This window comes from Chelatococcus sp. YT9 (genome assembly GCF_018398315.1).
Taxonomy (GTDB): domain Bacteria; phylum Pseudomonadota; class Alphaproteobacteria; order Rhizobiales; family Beijerinckiaceae; genus Chelatococcus.
Map to the genome: position 1 here is coordinate 844862 of NZ_JAHBRW010000002.1, position 17378 is coordinate 862239.

Below are 17378 nucleotides of genomic sequence, written 5' to 3' on the forward strand. Positions count from 1 at the left end.
CTGTTCCAAAGCCCTTGTATTGAACGGTTGACCGTGTGTGATGCATTCCTATTTCGCCACGTGAAATGGGCGCGATCCACGATTGATCATCTTGCACCCTCTTACACTTTAGGAGGGCCTGGAAAAGCAGGAGAAGATGGGGGTAAACAAAAAACGTACCAGATTCATTGCTTTAGCGCAGGCCTACAAAAGTAACTTTCGGGAGGAAACATGGACACCAAGAAGTGCGTCGCAATCTTAGGCTCTAGCATTGTCGCGTTCTGTCTCGCAGAGGCCGCTTATGCTGCCCAATGCCCGGCAGGGTTCCCGAGTAAGCCCGTCCAAATGTGGGTGGGGTATACGCCGGGTGGCCTGAGTGACCAGCTTACGAGAGCGCTTTCCACGATCATCAAGAAGCAGCAGGGATGGACTGTGGTCGTGCTCAACAAGGGCGGCGCCGGTAGCGGCGTCATGTTTGCTGAACTCGCTAGAGCGCCGGCCGACGGCCATACCATAGGCGTTTCGGCGGGGCCGAGCGCGGTCACCTCAGTCCCAATTACGCAGCCCAACAACCCCTATAAGCCGGAAGATTTTACCTATTTGGGCACAGCGCAGAAGCTCGACACAGGCTTTGCGTCACTGAGCACGGCGCCGTTCACCAACTGGAAAGAGATGGTTGCTTATGCCAAGAAGAAAGGCCGGCTAACCGTGTCAACGGCAGGTGCCGATCACCAGTTCTTCGCAGATCAGATCTCGAAAGCTGAGGGCATCAATATGGTCATCGTACCAGCAACCGGGGCGGCTGATGCTGTGATGATGGTCCTGGGGGGGCACACCGACATGGCCATTTCCGGAACAACTCACATCGAGTATCTGAGATCTGGCCAAATGCGTCAGATATTCACGCTGGGTGCAACGCGAGCCGCCTTCGCCGACTATGCGCCTTCCACTACTGAGTTGGGCTACGACATTCCGGGTGCTGACTACTACGTTTACTACGCTGCACCGGCGGGCCTCAGTCCGGAGTTGACAGCCTGTCTGTCGGGCGCTCTTGATGAAGCGGTGAATACGGAGGAATTTGCCGCCGTGGCCGCCAAGTTCGAGGCCAAACCGCATAACCTCGGCCCGCAGGGGCTGACCGACTTTATCCTGAGCGACGCAGCTAAATTCAAGAAATACTACAGTAAGTAGGTATCTGCGTAGGACGTCGCCCCATGAAGTCCCTTTTCCGAGCCGTTTTGCATTAAAGCGAGTCAGGACATCGCAGAAGCGCCTTAGCAGGAAATGCCATCCGTCTACTACGGTGCAGAGACGGGCAAGTTCACGGTGACCTTTTAGTAATTTCTCGTACGCACCCCCAAGCGCAATATCGGAGCGGCAGCAACGCCGTCGATGATGGCGACTTTTTCTTCCTCAGCCACGCCAGCATCAGCGCAGTCCCGGATGAACCGGCGAAGTTCGGCGAAGTGTACGGCGCGTTGCCCATAGATCTCCTATGCGCCATTGGCAAATATCCGTCAATGGCGCAATTCACGTTGCTGCGCTTACAAGCCCAGGTGGGCTGCCCGCTCATCAGCCGTCAATACTCGGCTCAATTCCGATGCCTGCAAAACATTACGCAAAAAGGCCGGGCTGAGGGCAGAAGCAAACGCCAGATCGAGCGCGAGACGGTGGCGCCGGGTTAGCAAACTGCTTTCGCAAACGGCGAAACGGCCACAGACGATTGACCGTGATGTTAAATCGTATAATCGTATACGATATTGAACGTCGCGCGCAGGGGGTGGTCTATGAGCCGTGTCGTGGAGTGCAGTATTGATCTTGGCCGGAGTGGTCGTCAGGTGGGCCATATTCGGCTACCGGCCGATACCAGCACGGGGGGCGAGGACACGCTGGTGCCGATCGCCTCGCTCGCCAACGGCCCGGGCCCCACGGTGCTCGTCTCCGGCGGCAATCACGGCAATGAGTACGAAGGTCAGCTCGCCGCGCTCCGGCTCATCCGTGACATTGCGCCGGCGCAGGTCTCCGGCCGGATCATCGTCGTCCCGGTCATCTCGACAGCGGCTTCCCGACTGAATTCCCGGTTCTGGCCAACCGGCGAGAATTTCAACCGGTCCTTCCCCGGCAATCCGGACGGCTCGCAGATTGAGCGGCTCGCCCACTTCTTCTCTAGCGTACTTTTTCCAGCGGCTGACGTTGTCGTCGATATGCACTCTGCCGGCAGCACGGGGTGGATCACGCCATGCTCGCACATGTGCGTCCCTAAGAATCCGGCGCAACGCAAGTCGATGGTCGAGGCGATGGAGGCCTGGAACTCGGACTTCCACTTTCTCTACACCTCGCACGGGAATTACCTCCCCAATGAGGCCGAGCGCCAAGGCAAGATCGTCGTCACCACCGAGCTTGGCGGCAGCACTCGCATTCCCGTGGCCGTGCAAGATCTTGCCTGGAGCGGGCTCACGAATGTCCTCAGACATGTCGGGGCCCTCGAGGGGAAAGTAGTGACCCGTGCCTCTCTTGGCCTGCCGCCGGCGACAATTGTCGACTGTCGGTTCGACGACGGCCACGTAGGCGATGTCGGCAGCGGTCTCCATGATGCTATTGTCGCGCCAGCCTCCGGGCTGTTCGAAGTCTTGATCGATCCCGGCAACCCGGTGGTGGAAGGCGAGCCCGTGGGCCGCATCTGGTCGCCAGATGACCCGACGCTGCCGCCGGTGGATGTGACGTCACCGATGACCGGCTATCTCATGGGTCTCAAGACGCTTCCGCCTGTCGAGAAGGGGCAGAGCTTGGCGCTCATTGGCCGCCCGATAGATCGGGAGGTCCTGCTCGCGGAGCGGTGATGCGATCGGCGCGATCCACGACATGTGACGGGCGCGTTCGATGGGGAAGCAGCGTCTCAAGAAGGGTCTCCCATGCGCCCCCGGCCCGCATGGGCGCTACGCTGGCTCGACGGCGCAAGAGACGGGTTGCCCGGTGCGCTTCCGAGGCGGAAGACTGTCGCGGCGCGCGGAGGATTGTGACGTTCAAAATGCCGCCACCCTCGGGCTCTTTGAAAGCGTGCAGAACCATGCTCTGAGTTCCGCCGCGAAGCCATCCGTCCTTCCCAGATGCTGCGGCGGCGCGGGGCCTGCGCGCATGGAAGTCATGCGCTTCTGAGAATAGGCCCGGGCAGAGCGCCGTGGCGACGCCTCGGATACTTGGTAATACGACGTGCTGGCTGCAACTGCGGTGCGCTTGCGTCCCGTTTTGGGAAGCAATGGTAAAGCTGCAGCTCCCGAGGGCCGCGAAATCTATGCAACTCTCGAATGGATGCTCGGTGGACGCAGGCATGTTCTCAGCCGAGAGGGGCTCCAGCTGGCTCGCCCGTCGCGGGACGACGCTCCACATCGATCCGCAATCATCAGCGAACAAAAAACTCCACTCTCGCTTCCATTACATCCCGCTTCGCGCGAAAGTGGCGGCAACCAGATCGGCAATGTGTGTCTGATGTCGATGAAGGCCCGCAAAATGTACAGATCGAGTATCGTACAACAGTTTGCAGATCGCTCGATAAGTTTGTCGCCCCTATCCCTAGAGGTCCTGATTCCTCCACCTCCTCGTCAACGCCGAAGAGGTTTGGGCATGCCCTGCCGAAAGGTTCTTTCCTGTCGTCTTGTCCACCCTGGACCTGCCTCGTTTGTGGCCATGGTGATGCGCATTGACGACCGTTCTCACGAAACCAGCGGCGCAGGAGCTGCGATGAAACATGCCGTTTCCCGCATTCTGATCATGGCGGCGCTGTTCGGCACACCTGCCCTGGTCAATTCAGCTCATGCGGAGCCGCCGTCCGACGCCCCAATGGTCGGCGTTGCGTCAGTCCATGCCAGGGACGTCGCACCAACCACCGAACTGATCGGGCGTATCGAAGCAATCAACGCCGTTGATATCCTGTCGCGTGTCAGCGGCTTCGTGCGCGCGCGCCAATTCACGGAAGGCGGTGTCGTCACGAAGGGACAGGAACTCTACACGATCGAGGCCGACGCCTATGAGATTGCCCTCAGCGAGGCCCGGGCGGCCCTTCAGACGGCCGAAGCCGCTCGGCTCGATGCCGAACGGCAATTGCAGCGCAACCGCACGCTGATCGGCCGCCAAGCAGTCGCACAGAGCGCGTTGGAGCTCAGCGAAACGGCCTTCGACACCGCACGGGCGAACGTTATGTCTCAAGAAGCGCGGGTCAGGCAGGCTGAACTGAACCTCAGCTATACGACCATCCGGTCTCCGCTGAACGGCAGGATCGGCGTAAGCGCATTTTCGGAAGGGAGCCTTGTGGGACCGTCGTCGGGTGCGCTCGCGCGCGTCGTGCAGACGGATCCCATCCGCGTTGTCTTCTCGGTCAGCGATCGGACGCTCCTCGATCTGCGCGAGAAGACGGACGGGCTCAGCAAGGAGCAGCTCGGCAAGCGTTTTTCAGTGCGGCTTCGGTTGTCCAACGCAAGTGACTACGACCTGCCCGGGCACGTCGATTTCTTCAACAACGAGGTCGACCCGCAGACTGGCACTCTCGCCATACGCGCGCAATTCGCCAACCCACAATCCCTGCTCGTGCCTGGCCAGTTCGTGACGGTCGTCGTCAGAGAGACCGAACCCCTCCAGCGCCCGGTCGTGCCGCTCGGAGCCGTCCAGCAGGATCGGGAGGGCAAGTTCGCCCTCGTGGTCGATGACGGCAACCACGTGGCGATGCGGCGCATTCGCGTCTCCCGGCAACTCGAGGGGAAGTGGGTCGTCGATGACGGGTTGAGCGAGGGGGACAAGGTCATCGTGGAAGGGCTGCAGAACGCAGCGCCCGGCGCGATCGTCAAAGCCATACCGGTCGATCAGGAGACGACACAGAGCGGTCGCGGCGAATCCGGACCGGCGCAATGAACCTTTCAGGGCCCTTCATCGACCGGCCGCGGCTTGCCATCGTCGTTGCGCTTGTCATGACGATCGCCGGCGCTCTGGCGCTCTCGCGCATTCCGGTTGCGCAGTTCCCGCAGATCACCCCGCCGGAGGTGCAGGTCACTGCGAGCTACCCGGGTGCCAGCGCCGCGGTCATGACCGACAGCGTCGGCGCACCGATCGAGGATCAGGTCAACGGTGTCGAGGACATGATCTACATGTCCTCCTCCAGTACAGACAACGGCACCTATACGCTAACTGTCACCTTTGCTGTGGGAACCGACCCGGCGATTGCGCAGGTCAACGTGCAGAACCGCGTCGCGATGGCGGCCGCGCGGCTGCCGGCGGCCGTCACGCAGACGGGGGTGGCCGTCCGCACCCGGTCCTCCAGCATGCTCATGGGCATCTCGCTGTATTCTCCCAAGGGAAGCCGGGATAGCCTGTTCCTCAGCAACTATGCCACGATCAATGTTCGTGACGCGCTAGCCCGCATTGCCGGAGTAGGCGAGGCGAGCGTGTTCGGTCCGCTCTACAGCATGCGAATCTGGATGGATCCGGACCGTATGCAGGCGCTCAGCATAACGGCCGCAGATCTTACGGCCGCCATTCAATCGCAGAACGCTCAGGCCTCCGCCGGATCGATCGGCTCGGCCCCGTCGGTTCCTGGCCAACAGATGCAGCTCACGGTGACGGCGCTGGGCCGCCTCGCCAGCGCCGCCGAGTTTGCCAACATCGTCATCCGCACGAACCGGGACGGCGCCATTGTTCGTCTACGCGACGTCGCGCGCGTCGAGCTCGGCGCGCAATCTTTCGACACGACCTCGACTCTCAACGGCCGGCCGAGCGCCACCGTCATGATCTATCAGTCGCCCGATGCCAATGCGCTGACTGTCGCCAATGCTGTGCGCGCGCAGTTGCAGACGCTTTCCGCGCGTTTCCCCGATGACGTCGCCTACACGCTCGTCTTCGACACGACGAGCTTTCTCACCGAGACGATCCGAGAGATCCTGATTACCCTTGCGATCACCTTCGTACTCGTCGTTGCGGTCACGTATCTGTTCCTCCAGGATTGGCGCGCCACGCTCATTCCCACCTTCACGATCCCGGTCTCCCTCGTCGGCGGCTTCGCGGTGCTTTATTTGCTCGGCTATTCGGCCAACACGATTACGCTCTTCGCCATGGTGCTGGCGATCAGTCTTGTGGTGGACGATGCCATCATCGTGCTGGAGAACGTGCAACGTCTGATGCGCGACGAAGGGCTCGACGTGCGGGAGGCGACGATCCGCACGATGAGCCAGGTTACCAGCCCGATCATCGCCACTACGCTTGTGCTCGCGGCGCTGTTCGTTCCCGTCATCTTCCTGCCGGGTATCACCGGCCGCCTCTACCAGCAGTTTGCCACGACCATTCTCGTCACGATCACATTTTCGACCATCAACGCCCTGACGCTCAGTCCCGCGTTATGCGTCGCGATGCTCGGCGCTCCGAAGCCGCCCAGGACCCGCGGAGTGCTTGGCCGCTTTAATCGCGGCCTCGACCGCGCCCGCGCCCTCTATCGCGACACGGTGTCTGGATTCGCCCGAAGACTTCTATTCGTCGCGATCTTCGTCGCTGCGGTCTTCGCCGGCCTTTACGGGCTCTACCGCGTTCTGCCGACGGGCTTCGTGCCGCCGGAAGACCAAGGCTTCGTTTTCGTGAACGTCCAGCTTCCGAACGCGGCATCCTTGGAACGGACCAGCGAAACGCTCGCGCAGGTTGCCTCCGTCCTTCGGCGCACGCCGGGCGTGGCGAATGCGATCGGCATTGCCGGTAGCAGCCTTGTCGGTGGCAGCGGTTCGAATATGGGCATGTTGATCGCCGCACTTGAGCCTTGGAGCGAGCGTGGCGCGGATCAAAGCGTCGACGCTATCATGGGCCGACTGCGTGGGGAGTTTGCTCGGATTTCGACCGCCTCGATCGCCGTGTTCAACCCTCCCGCTGTGCCCGGGCTTGGCACCACCGGCGGCTTCGACATGCGCCTTCAAGCTCGCGACGGCCAAAGCCAGGAGGAACTGGCCGAGGTGATGCGCGCCCTGGTGGTAAAAGCAAACCAGACGCCGGGGCTCACAGGCGTTTTCAGCACATTCTCGGCGGATGTTCCCCGGCTCTTCCTCAACATCGACCGTAGCCGGGCGGAGCTCTTGCGGGTCTCGCCGGCAACGATCTTCGCGACGCTGCAGGCGCATCTCGGCTCAAGCTATGTCGACGACTTCAATATTTTCTCACGCATCTATCAGGTGAGGCTGCAGGACGAACCGCGATTTAGGAGCCGCGTTGAGGATATTCAAAGACTACGGGTTCGGAGTGAGAACGGAGCGATGGTTCCGCTTCAGGCCCTTCTTTCGATTTCGACAACCTATGGCCCCAGCGCCATCAACCGATACAACCTCTTCCCCTCGGCGGCCATAAACGGCCAGGCTGCGGGCGGTGCGAGCACCGGTCAGGCGCTAGACCGCATGGAGGCGCTTGCCGCCTCAGTGCTTCCATCGGGCTTCGGATTCGAATGGACCGGCTTGGCTCTACAGGAGACGGAAGCTGGCAATCAGACCGCGTTACTTTTGGCGATGGGACTGCTGTTCACCTATCTGTTCTTGGTCGGCCAATATGAAAGCTGGTCGATCCCGCTCGCGGTGATGCTGTCAGTGACGGTGGCAGCGATTGGGGCATTGGCGGCTCTTCTCATCGGGCGGATCGACCTGAACATTTACGCACAGATTGGACTCCTGCTGGTGCTCGGCCTCGCGGCCAAAAATGCCATCCTCATCGTCGAATTTGCGAAAGAGCGCCACGAGCGCGGAATGACCCACGCGGAAGCGGCGCAGGCCGCCACGTCTGAGCGGTTTCGGCCTGTTCTGATGACAGCGGCGGCTTCAATCCTTGGCGTCATCCCCCTCATTATCGCAACCGGCGCAGGCGCCGCGAGCAGACGCGCGATTGGCATGACGGTTTTCGGCGGCCTTACTTTGGGTACGATCATTGGCCTCTTGCTCATACCGGTGCTTTACGTCCTGGTCGAAGCAGTGTGGAGCAGAATTGGTCGAATTCACGCAGGCAAGACCAAAGCCAAGGATGCAAATCCCGCGAGCTGAAACGGTGGGAATAGAGCTCGATCGCATAGCTCATCATTTCAGCCGGAATGCGACGACGCACACAGCGAGGATCATTGCCCGGTTCCACATCCCGTCACGGACGGGGTAACCTGACCGCGCAGAAAACCTCATGCTCGCCTTTATCGAGACGTGAACAACCGCGCAGCGCTCGGCCGTTAACCCCGGCGCGCCCGCTCGTCGATGCCCCGCGCCGACTCAGTCGCTTCGCGCACAATTTTGGTCAGATCGACTGCGGTGTGGGCACCGCTCCGCACGAGGATGCGCCCGTCTACCATAACCGTATCCACGTTTGACGGCAGCCCGTGGAATACCATGGCGTGGTAGGGATCCTTCACAGGAGCCAGATTTATATCCGACGCACGTATCATAATCAGATCGGCGCGTTTCCCAGGCGTCAGCGAACCGATCTTGTCACCGAGCCCCATAACCCTTGCACCACCGATTGTCGCGACGCTGACGAGTTCGCGCGGCTTGACGCGCACCGGTGCGCCCGTGCGCTGCCAGTCCGACCACATCAGCGCGCGCATGACGTTGAAATAATCGGTGTTCGTCGCCGCCGACGCATCAATCGAAAGCCCGAATGGCACGTCCAGCGCCTTGACTTCGGCATATTGCGTCCTGCCACTCCGCACAAACGAATAGGACATTTCAATCACCGGCGAGGCGCTCCACGGAGACTTGGTCTCGCCAATCATTTTCAACTCGTCAGCGGTCATGCCCTGCGGGTGAACGAGCAACAGACCTGGCCCAAGCAGCTTGTTTTTGCCGAGGAGATCGATGAGATTTTTCGGCCCGCAGTGAATGGTGGCTTGCAATCCCAGTTTCGCGACGGCCTCAAGCTCTGTGCGAAACATGTCGAGCGAAATCGCGCCCCTTGTATTGTCGAACGCTGGCGTTCGCAGGCACGCCCCAACACTGAGCATGCTGTCGTCTGACGTCCACTGCCTCTGAACCCGCGCGAGATCGGGCAGATCCATCTGTTTGTCGGTCGGATAGCCTTGCGCGGCACCATAGGAGTAACGGCCGCGAATGCCGGTGTCCCGCATCGCCTGAAGCTCGGCGTCGGCGTGCTCGGGAGATACCGTATTGTGGCACCAGTTATGGACGGTCGTAATGCCGGATAAAAGGCCCTCGGCAAGTCCAAAGCGGACGTTGATGTAAGAGTCGTCCGGCGTGTAATATTTTCCGACGCGGATCGTGGTCGGGAAATAGCCGTCCCTCGGATCGTCCGCGCGCACGATCATCCGCAAAGCCGTCGACCATAGATGCCAATGGGTATCGACGAAGCCGGGCATTACGATCATCGATGTCGCGTCGACGATCTCGGCCCCAGGCGCGGAGAGCTTTTCACCGACGGCCACGATCGCTCCGTCACGGATATGGACGTCGCCGACAGAAAAGTCGCCGAGCGCATCGTCCATTGTCAGCACCTGTCCGCCCCGTAGCAGGATGTCCCCCCGCCGAGGCAGATCCGTGCCGCTCCCTAAGCGCGGCGCAGAGGATTGTGCTAGGGAAAGCAACGGAGTTGCCATTGTCGCGGCGAACGCTCCCGCCGCGGCTTTGAACAACCCGCGACGATGTATCCCACAGGCGCAAAACATGGACGCTTCCTCTCTGCGATCACGCTGCTGTGAAGTGCCGTTATCTTTTTTAATTTCTGGCCGACGCGCGGTAGTCGATATGAATTATTTTAGGTTCAAAGTAATTCCATTGTCAAGCTGGAGCCAGTGCGATCCGGCTGAAGTTCTAGGTGCCGTCGGAGGCGGATTTGTCAGCGGATTATCGGCGGTGCGTCAGCCGCATTGGGGGCCTCGGTAAGGGAAGCGGAGCGGACTCGCAGAGCTGCAAAATCGACAGCTAAACATTTTTCACTGGTCTCTTCTCACGTTTAGGACTTGGACCCCGTGACTCAAAGGAGACTAAAGAAAGGTCGACCCTCGAGGAGGGGAGTGCGACGGAGAAGGTGATAGAAGCTCCGCTAATGAGGACTCTCAGGAAGCGGAATCCGATCCCCGCAGAGAACTCGACAGACGAAAGCGATTGAGGTGAGCCATGAGATTATCATCCATTTTTAAATCATTGCTTCACTTCTATTCAATAATCTTGAAGAAATACTCAACATTTATATCTTCAGTTATAAGTTTTGCGGTCATTTCAAATATACCGGTATCGACGGACAAGATGATAGAAGCTCCGCCGAAAATAAATCTAACGACTCACGGAATGAAGGCCCAGCAGGAAATTGATGTCGGAGAAGACAACCTTCCTGCCTGCAAGCTCGCGGCGACCCTCAGGAACTCGGCGCCGCCAACGGGCCGGGCGACATCGTCTTGCCGCCCGGCCCCTTTCGCGTCATCGCGTTGAGTGAGCGTCGACCTCTCCCGACGTAAGTTCAGATTAGGTCGGTGGGGTTGACGATGACTGCCTTGCCGCTTTGCGCCGAAAGCAATGCGGCGTCGGCGACAGCCAGCGCGCGGACGCCGTCCTCGACGGACGGTGAGGGCGGGGCGCCACTGGCAATGCTGTCGATGAAAGCGGCGATCTCCGCGGCATAGGCCGCCGAATAGCGCGTCATGAAGAAGTCGTGGAGCGGCGGGCGCGTGTAGCCTTCCGCGGTGGCGATCTCGATCGAGATCGGACGTTGGTTCTCCGCGGCGGCGGAGCCGAGGGACCCGTGCACCTCGACACGCTGATCGTAGCCATAGGTCGCCCGGCGGGAATTCGAAATGATCGCCTGCTTGCCGCTTGACGTGGTCAAGATCAGGCTCGCGCTATCGTAATCACCGAGTTCGCCTATTCTTGGATCGATCAGAGCTGCGGCGGAGGCTATGACGGAATGAACGTCCTCACCGAGCAGAAATCGCGCCATGTCGAAGTCGTGGATCGTCATGTCACGGAAAATACCGCCGGATACCTTGACGTATTCAAGCGGCGGTGGGCCTGGATCACGACTGGTAATCGTAACCATCTCCACTTCTCCAATGGTGCCATCATCGATCGCTTTTCGGACGGCGCGGAAATGCGGATCGAAACGGCGGTTGAAGCCGAGCATGACCTGCGAGCCGGTACTGCGTACAGTCTCCAGGCAGGCTTTCGCCCGGTTGATATCGAGGTCGATCGGCTTTTCGCAGAAGATCGCCTTGCCGGCCTTGGCGAAGCGTTCGATCAGATCTGCATGGGTATTCGTTGGTGTGCAAATAATAACCGCGTCGATGGTCTTGTCCGCCTCGATTGCATCGATCGTGCTGACGGCGCAGCCGGTGCTGTCAGCTATGCCCCGGGCAGCGTCCGGCATGACGTCGGCAACGGCCACAAGTTGCGCGCGCTTGTCCTCGGCGATCGCGCGTGCGTGGACCTTGCCGATCCGACCTGCGCCGAGAAGCGCCAGTTTCGTGACCATGATGACCTCTCGGGATGGTGCGGCGGATCGATACTGGCTGGCTCCGTGCCCATCTGCCTTCATCCGAGAGCGGGTGGGGCGCGGAAGCGTCGGGCAGGCTCAGAAAAACACAAAATCTATTCTATTTTGCTAGACTTTGCTTATATTTGTGTCAAGCATAAATAGAGAGACCCAGGGGAACAGAGGAGTGCCCGCAAGTCTGAAGGTGTTCGGGAAAAGCTTTTGGAAGTCTCCGTCTGATTGCCGAAGAGATTGCAGCAATGCGCAGGTTACTTGATGCGCGACTTACATCATCTACATCTGAGACACCGCTGCAGGAAAGCTTCGCCGCCCTGCGCGCTTCCCGCTCGTCAAGGGATTTGCCGTTGGCCGCACGATATTTGGCAATGCGGCGTGACGCTGGTTTGCGAGCACGATCGGCGGCGATGAAGCGATCGCGGATATGGCCCGAGGGTACCGCACGTTCTGCACGATGGGGCAAAACCCGTGAGCGTGCGAAAGTTCAGGGAAGCAACGGCCAATGAACAGTGTGAGACTGACCGCCGCGCAGGCGATGGTGCGCTACCTCGCCAACCAGATGACGGAGGAGGGGGAGCGCTTCATCGCGGGCTTGTGGGCGATCTTCGGGCACGGCAATGTCGCGGGCCTTGGCGAGGCACTGGCGGATGTGCGGGAGGCGTTACCCACCTATCGCGGACAGAACGAACAGTCCATGGCGCATGCGGCGATAGCTTATGCTAAGCAACTCCGCCGCAAGCGGGCCATGGCAGTGACGTCCTCGATCGGCCCGGGCGCCACCAATATGGTGACGGCTGCGGCGCTGGCGCATGTCAACCGGCTCCCGGTCCTCCTCATTCCGGGGGACGTCTTCGCCAATCGCAGCCCGGACCCTGTTCTGCAGCAGATCGAGGATTTCGGCGACGGGCTCGCAACCGTTAACGACTGCTTCAGGCCTGTCAGCCGCTATTTCGACCGCATAAGCCGGCCCGAGCACTTGCTGACGGCCCTGCCGCGCGCCATGCGGACCTTGACCGATCCGGCCGATTGCGGTCCGGTGACGCTCGCCTTCTGCCAGGACACACAAGCCGAGGCCTACGACTACCCGCTAAGCTTCTTTGAACAGAAGACCTGGTACGGGCGTCGGCCACGACCTGACGAGAGCGAGTTGCAGAGGGCGGTCGAGGTGATCAAGGCTGCTAACAATCCCGTCATCGTCGCTGGTGGCGGCGTGCATTTCTCTGACGCCAACACGGCACTGGCGGATTTCGCGAGCCGGCACAATATTCCGGTGGTCGAGACGCAGGCCGGCAAATCGGCGCTGCCCTGGGATCACCCCGCCAATTTCGGACCTGTCGGCGTGACCGGCGCCTCAAGCGCGAATGCAATCTGCAAGACAGCGGATCTGGTGATTGGCGTGGGCACGCGCTTCCAGGATTTCACCACGGGGTCCTGGGCGCTCTTCAGCAACCGGGAACAGCGCATTCTGTCACTCAACGTGCAGCCTTACGACGGCGCCAAACACGAGGCCATCCCCCTCGTGTCCGATGCCCGGATCGGGCTCGAGCTCATCAGCGCGGCGCTCGGCGACACTCGCTTCGACATGCCCACGGAGGATCTGAAGCGGACCTGGTTCGCCGGGGCGGACGCCATTACCGCGGCGCCGCAGGACGGCAACCTCGTGCCAACTGACATGCAGGTGATCGGTGCCGTGCAGCGCGCGGCACGCGACAACACGGTGGTCATCTGCGCCGCGGGCACCATGCCCGGTGAATTGCACCAGCTGTGGAAGGCCGGCAAGCCTCTCTCCTACCACGTGGAGTACGGCTTCTCCTGCATGGGCTACGAAATTGCCGGCGGGCTTGGTATCAAGATGGCCGAGCCGGATCGTGACGTCGTCGTCATGGTCGGCGATGGCTCCTACATGATGATGAATTCTGAACTCGCGACGGCGGTCGCGATGGGCCTCAAGATCACCGTGGTCATCACCGACAACGGTGGCTTCGGTTGCATCAACCGCCTGCAAATGGCCACCGGCGGCGCCGAGTTCAACAATCTCTACGCCCATACAAACCAAGCGAACCCGATGCGCGTCGACTTCGCCGCCCATGCCGCCGCAATGGGGGCAGATGCCCGCAAGGTTTCCTCCATCGCCGATCTCGAGGCTGCGCTGAACGATGCGCGGGCGGCCATGACGACAACTGTGATCGTCATCGATACCGATCCCTACCCGACGCCGGAGATTGGCGGCGCCTGGTGGGATGTGGCGGTGCCGGAGGTGTCGACGCGGCAAGACGTCATGCAAGCCCGCGTTGCCTATGAGAAGGCGCTCAAGGAAAGGCGCTGACATGCTGCTCTACGGCACCAATCCCATCGCCTGGTCGAACGATGACGACCGCTCGCTGGGCGCGCACATCAGCCTCGACCAGTGCCTGGACGAGGCCGCGGCCATTGGCTTCGACGGCATCGAGAGAGGGCACAAGTTTCCCCGGGAACCGGGGGCCCTGAAGGCGGTGCTGGAGCCCCGCAAGCTGCGCTATGTCTCCGGCTGGCATTCGCTCAACCTGCTCACCAACGCGATCGATGCCGAAAAGGCGGCGATGCAACCTGCGCTCGATCTGCTGAAGGCGATGGGCTCGACGGTGATCATCGTCTGCGAGACCTCTAACGCCATCCACGGGGATGACGGTGAGGCCGTCAATGCCAGGCCGGAGCTGGCCGATGGGGACTGGGCAGCCTTCGGCGCCGGTGTCGAGGCGCTTGCCCACTTCGCGGCGGAACAGGGCATCACCCTCGTCTATCACCATCACATGGGCACTATCGTGGAGAGCGAGGATGAGATCGACCGGCTGATGGCCCATACGGGGCCGCACGCGAGGTTGCTGCTCGATACCGGCCATTGCCTGTTCGGCGGGGGCAATCCGGAGCGCGTTGCCAGAAAGCACATGGCACGTGTCGGCCATATCCACGCGAAGAATGTGCGGCTGGATATCGTCGCGCAGGTCCGGGAGGAGCGATTATCCTTCTTGGAGGGCGTGCGCCGGGGCGTCTTCACCGTGCCCGGCGACATGGAGGGCGGTGTCGACTTTCCGGCGGTGCTGGCGATCGCCGCGGAGCATGGCTACCAGGGTTGGCTCGTCATAGAGGCCGAGCAGGATCCGGACGTCCGCAACCCTCTATCCTACCAGCGCATGGGCCTAACGTCCCTGAAGGCGATGGCCAGGGCGGCGGGGCTCGACAAGGGAAAGATCGACGGATAACGGCGGTCCCCGACAAGCCCCGACGCGTGTCCGACAAGGTGCATGACCTTAAAGCTGAGTAAGACGCGGGATGGGAGCATGTCGACTTCGGGCCCTTATCTGAAGCGTGGGAACCTCGGGTAGATCGGGATCAGTATCCTTTACGATGCACTTGAGCCATTCGTCGCCGGGATCAAGTCAATTACTCCATGTCGGGAACATGAAAATTCTGGCGACTTATTCACATGTCTCTTTGCGCGTTGCAGGCGAAGTTCAAACCATGGGCCTTCCCAAATTCATCGGCGGCCATCGACCCTCAGAGACGCTCAAGCACAGGATAAGGAGCGGCGTGTAGTCAGTCATCCAATCTCGAGCGCTGCCATGGTGCCCTCGCGGATGGCGTCAAAGAATTTCGCGGCGCCCTTCACGTCACCCACGAAATACGTTTTCGGCGCAATGCCCTCCCATTCCTGTGTCTCAGCCATTCGGTCTTGGTAGCCGGTGCAGATGACCACAGTGCCGATGCCGGAAATGGTGCGTGTAAGGCGGCCCGCAGGGCTGACGCGGACCCATTCGGGCCCGATCTCGTCGACTCTGCAATTCTCGATGACCTCGACATTCTGAGCAAGCAGCGTGTCGTTGTAATGCACCGCGTCTACATGCACGGCCTTGGTGAGGATACGACTGCGGGCGATCAGCACAACCTTGTGACCGAGATGGGCGAGGTAGTCTGCGGTCTCCACACCGACAAGCCCACCGCCCAGCACAGCGCAGGCTCCAGCGGCATGCTGCTCCCCAGCGAGGATTTTCCAGCCGGTGCGCACATGCGGCAAGTGGATGCCGGGTATGTCGGGCATTCGGCTCCGGGCGCCGATCGAGACGATCAGCACATCAGGCTCGACATCCAAAACCTCCTCTCGGGTCGGCGAGGCGCCAAGCCGCAGCGCGATCCCAAGTCGTTGCACCTCACGGCGATAGTATTCAAGAAGTTCTCGAATAGGCTCGCGCTGCGGCGGCCGATGCGCGAGGTCGAGCTGCCCACCGATTGCGCTGGCCTGATCGAACAGTGTCACGCGGTGACCCCTACGCGCCGCAGTTATTGCGGCTGAAAGCCCGGCGGCGCCGGCGCCGATTACCGCGACGTTGCGGGAGGGCGGCGTGGCGGTGAGCATGGGCGCCAGCGAAAGTTCCTTGGTGACCAGCGGGTTCACGGTGCAGGAAACGCCCTCGTGCCGATAGATGCTCGACACACACTCGTTGCAGGCGATACAAGGGACGATCTCAGATTCGCGGCGCTCAAGCGATTTGTTGGGGAGTTCAGGATCGGCAATCAGCGCGCGGCTGAGACAGACCATGTCGGCTTGCCCGCTTTGGAGAATCTGTTCTGCAAGGCCAGGTGTCGTTATCCGTCCCGTAGCCATCACCGGAATATCGACGCTCTTGCGGATCTCCGCTACCGCCTCCCGGTTCCAGCCAGTTCCGATCATCATGCCGGGAATGATGCGGTAAGGACGCGATGCGTGGATGCCGGCGGAAATGCTCAGCGCATCGACGCCGGCCTCGCGCGCGCACGAGGCGGTGACCACCGCATCTTTCAGTTCCGTCGCGTCCTGATGGTGATCGGCGCTGTTAATCCGCAGAATAACGGGGTAGTCCCTGCCGCAGCTCTTCTTGATAGCCTCGATGATCTCGCAGGCGATGCGCGCGCGTCCCCGCTGGTCCCGTCCATACTCGTCCTGCCGGCGATTGGCGCCGGGGGAAAGGAACTGGCTGATCAGGTAGCCGTGCGCCCCATGGACCTCCACACTGTCGAAGCCCGCGATCTGGGCTCTCTTAGCCGCTTCGGCGAAACGCTGCACGATGCGTTTGATCTCGTGGATAGTGAGTTCCCGCGGCGCGGTCGCCTGTCCCCCACCGGTGAAGGGGGAAGGTATGGGTGACGGCCCGAGAGGCACGGAGCCGGAGACTGCGGTGATCGCCTCGCGCCCTCCGTGATTGAGTTGCAGCGCCGACTTTCCGCCTGCCTGGCGAATTGCGCTCGCTACGCGAGCCATACCGGGAATGAACCGGTCATGATGCATCATGGCGTTGTGGGGAAGACGTCGACCCTCCATTTCCACATAGGTAGCCTCCACCACGAGCAGGCCGCATCCGCCGTGGGCCCGCACCGCATAATACTCAGCCATGGCTTCGGTCGCGTAGCCGTCGAGATCAGCCAACTCTGAGCTCGTGGCCGCGAAACAGAAGCGGTTGGGCACAGTCAGGGTGCCAATCCGGATCTCACTGAAAAGCGTCGGATAGCCAGCCAACTTATCCCCCAGAATTGCGCACCGACATGGTCTATGCTCCACGCATCGGGATCATACTCATAATCATTTAAATGATAAATATAGTTCGTGTTCTCCGTGATCAGAGAGACGGGGCGGCCCGCGTACCTTCAGATGTCTTCTGCCTCAAAACGGAGGTGATCAGCGAGAACGTATCCGAGAGGGAGGCATCGTTCCCCCGAGATCAAAAGCTCGCAACCCCTCTGGCCAATCTTGCCGCACTCGCTCGCTGCTCAAGCTGCAGCTTTCAGTGACCGCAACTGGTCTTTGACCTCCGAGAGGGCTGCCGTGAGCGGACCGTCAGGTATCGGGTTCAGACCAAGAAGGGTTGTTCTCGAGGGCGGGCTTTCAACCATCGGATTCAGCGATG

At 60.9% G+C, this 17378-nt stretch carries 9 protein-coding genes; 6 read left to right on the forward strand and 3 right to left on the reverse strand.

Annotated elements, in window-relative coordinates; genetic code table 11:
• Positions 1 to 210 precede the first annotated feature (210 nt).
• From KIO76_RS23945 to KIO76_RS23960, 4 genes are all read left to right on the forward strand, one after another.
• Positions 211 to 1170 (forward strand): tripartite tricarboxylate transporter substrate binding protein, encoded by a 960-nt coding sequence (locus KIO76_RS23945; protein WP_213326090.1) that lies wholly within the window; start codon positions 211 to 213, stop codon positions 1168 to 1170.
• 596 nt (positions 1171 to 1766) lie between these two features.
• Complete coding sequence (locus KIO76_RS23950; RefSeq protein ID WP_213326091.1) at positions 1767 to 2819, forward strand: succinylglutamate desuccinylase/aspartoacylase family protein; 1053 nt, start codon at positions 1767 to 1769, stop codon at positions 2817 to 2819.
• Between the two features lie 898 nt (positions 2820 to 3717).
• The gene (locus KIO76_RS23955) at positions 3718 to 4881 is read left to right on the forward strand and encodes an efflux RND transporter periplasmic adaptor subunit (protein ID WP_249730016.1); all 1164 of its coding nucleotides are present in this window, start codon (positions 3718 to 3720) and stop codon (positions 4879 to 4881) included.
• On the forward strand, positions 4878 to 8024 hold the full coding sequence (locus tag KIO76_RS23960; RefSeq protein WP_213326092.1) for an efflux RND transporter permease subunit: 3147 nt from the start codon (positions 4878 to 4880) through the stop codon (positions 8022 to 8024). Before KIO76_RS23955 ends, KIO76_RS23960 begins: the two co-directional genes overlap by 4 nt.
• A gap of 176 nt (positions 8025 to 8200) precedes the next feature.
• On the opposite strand, the gene KIO76_RS23965 is transcribed toward KIO76_RS23960, so the two are convergent.
• Both KIO76_RS23965 and iolG read right to left on the reverse strand, forming a co-directional pair.
• Positions 8201 to 9646 carry an amidohydrolase family protein gene (locus KIO76_RS23965; RefSeq protein ID WP_349629425.1) on the reverse strand — a complete coding sequence of 482 codons (1446 nt, stop codon included), beginning with the start codon at positions 9644 to 9646 and terminating at the stop codon, positions 8201 to 8203.
• A gap of 791 nt (positions 9647 to 10437) precedes the next feature.
• A complete protein-coding gene (gene iolG, locus KIO76_RS23970; RefSeq protein WP_213326094.1) occupies positions 10438 to 11445 on the reverse strand; it encodes an inositol 2-dehydrogenase in 1008 nt (335 codons plus the stop codon).
• A 520-nt stretch (positions 11446 to 11965) separates the two neighbouring features.
• Here iolG and iolD point away from each other — a divergent pair.
• Positions 11966 to 13789, forward strand: coding sequence for a 3D-(3,5/4)-trihydroxycyclohexane-1,2-dione acylhydrolase (decyclizing) (gene iolD / locus KIO76_RS23980; RefSeq protein ID WP_213326095.1), 1824 nt, complete (start codon positions 11966 to 11968; stop codon positions 13787 to 13789).
• A gap of 1 nt (position 13790) precedes the next feature.
• Entirely contained in the window at positions 13791 to 14702 is a 912-nt protein-coding gene (gene iolE / locus KIO76_RS23985; protein ID WP_213326096.1) for a myo-inosose-2 dehydratase, read from the forward strand.
• Positions 14703 to 15040: 338 nt separating this feature from the next.
• Here the strand turns inward: iolE and KIO76_RS23990 are convergent, their stop codons facing one another.
• Entirely contained in the window at positions 15041 to 16990 is a 1950-nt protein-coding gene (locus KIO76_RS23990) for an FAD-dependent oxidoreductase (RefSeq protein WP_213326097.1), read from the reverse strand.
• Positions 16991 to 17378: the final 388 nt, after the last annotated feature.

Excerpts from the sequence above, each read along its gene's own strand:
- KIO76_RS23945 (WP_213326090.1), top strand. The coding sequence starts at position 211 with ATGGACACCAAGAAGTGCGTCGCAATCTTAGGCTCTAGCATTGTCGCG.
- KIO76_RS23950 (WP_213326091.1), top strand. The coding sequence starts at position 1,767 with ATGAGCCGTGTCGTGGAGTGCAGTATTGATCTTGGCCGGAGTGGTCGT.
- iolD (WP_213326095.1), top strand. The coding sequence starts at position 11,966 with ATGAACAGTGTGAGACTGACCGCCGCGCAGGCGATGGTGCGCTACCTC.
- KIO76_RS23960 (WP_213326092.1), top strand. The coding sequence starts at position 4,878 with ATGAACCTTTCAGGGCCCTTCATCGACCGGCCGCGGCTTGCCATCGTC.
- KIO76_RS23955 (WP_249730016.1), top strand. The coding sequence starts at position 3,718 with ATGAAACATGCCGTTTCCCGCATTCTGATCATGGCGGCGCTGTTCGGC.
- iolG (WP_213326094.1), bottom strand. The coding sequence starts at position 11,445 with ATGGTCACGAAACTGGCGCTTCTCGGCGCAGGTCGGATCGGCAAGGTC.
- iolE (WP_213326096.1), top strand. The coding sequence starts at position 13,791 with ATGCTGCTCTACGGCACCAATCCCATCGCCTGGTCGAACGATGACGAC.
- KIO76_RS23965 (WP_349629425.1), bottom strand. The coding sequence starts at position 9,646 with ATGTTTTGCGCCTGTGGGATACATCGTCGCGGGTTGTTCAAAGCCGCG.